General features: G+C 38.2%; 3 protein-coding genes. All 3 read right to left on the bottom strand.

The features are described 5' to 3' along the window. Positions 1–74 precede the first annotated feature (74 nt). Positions 75–290, bottom strand: a complete 216-nt coding sequence (locus FTV34_RS17755) for a hypothetical protein (RefSeq protein WP_068599492.1) — start codon at positions 288–290, stop codon at positions 75–77. Further along, the gene (locus FTV34_RS17760; RefSeq protein WP_002011632.1) at positions 280–576 is read right to left on the bottom strand and encodes a BrnT family toxin; all 297 of its coding nucleotides are present in this window, start codon (positions 574–576) and stop codon (positions 280–282) included. The genes FTV34_RS17755 and FTV34_RS17760 overlap by 11 nt, the downstream gene beginning before the upstream one ends. 40 nt (positions 577–616) lie before the next feature. Then, positions 617–1000 (bottom strand): hypothetical protein (locus FTV34_RS17765; protein WP_180070953.1); only part of this gene is annotated, 384 nt, incomplete at its 5' end.

Below are 1000 nucleotides of genomic sequence, written 5' to 3' on the forward strand. Positions count from 1 at the left end.
TGGGCTTTTTCTTTGATCAATCAGACATTAAGACAAAAAAGGGAGGTCATATCTAATAATGACTAAATCCCTAATCAAGCACGTTTCAATGCCATAATATGGCGAACCATATCGTTAATATGTTGTTTTGTTTCATTATCTTGTGAACTTAACCATGCAACTACATCAGCATCAAAAGCCTTTGCTTGAGCTATGGCATGGCGTTCCTGTAATTTCTTCACAAAGCTAGGTTTAACCAATGGCGCATTAGTAGGGTCAAAATTTTTATAGCGTTCTAGTTCATTTTGCATTGCTGTACCTCCGCTTTTGGTGATGTGATGGTTCAAATGCAGTGATTATTCTCGCAACATCTCCACGTTCAACCCAAACCACTGTTAATAGTCTACCACGATTGCTTAAACCGACTGATATTAGTCGTTGTTCATCATAGTGTCCTACATCCTCAAAAGAGATCAATGCAGGATCAAGGAAAATACTACAGACCTCCTCGAACGTAATTTCTCGCCCTCGATAGACTAAATCCATTTTTTGGTCATGCCATTCAAATAACAAGCCGTAATATTCAATTAATGGCATGATTACCTCTTTTCCTCTCGTGAAATAAAAAATATGCCTATTATTTTGGGTCTATGACACAAAAATCGCCATTTTTTCCATATCCGCACTGCTTTTTCATCACACGAACACACGGTTTAGATTCCTCTCCAACAGTACAGCTTCCAATATCAAACTGGATACCTTGCTGTCTTAAGCTCTCGATCTGAGGGATATTTTCTAAAGGTTTGATATAAACACTGAATAACCAAATGATGCCAAGCATCAGAATGGCGAAAATGCCTAAAATGATGGTGATGATTTTCCATGAAAATTGATCACTGGTTGATTCAATCGAGTTTTTTAAATGTCCAAGTGCTTTGGCGGTCTTGATAAGTTCTGCTGTACCCTCCTGTAAGCCCGTATTTAGCGATTTTGATACAGTATGGTGGGTTTGCTCAGCAAT

This window comes from Acinetobacter sp. YH16038, assembly GCF_013417275.1.
Taxonomy (GTDB): Bacteria; Pseudomonadota; Gammaproteobacteria; order Pseudomonadales; family Moraxellaceae; genus Acinetobacter.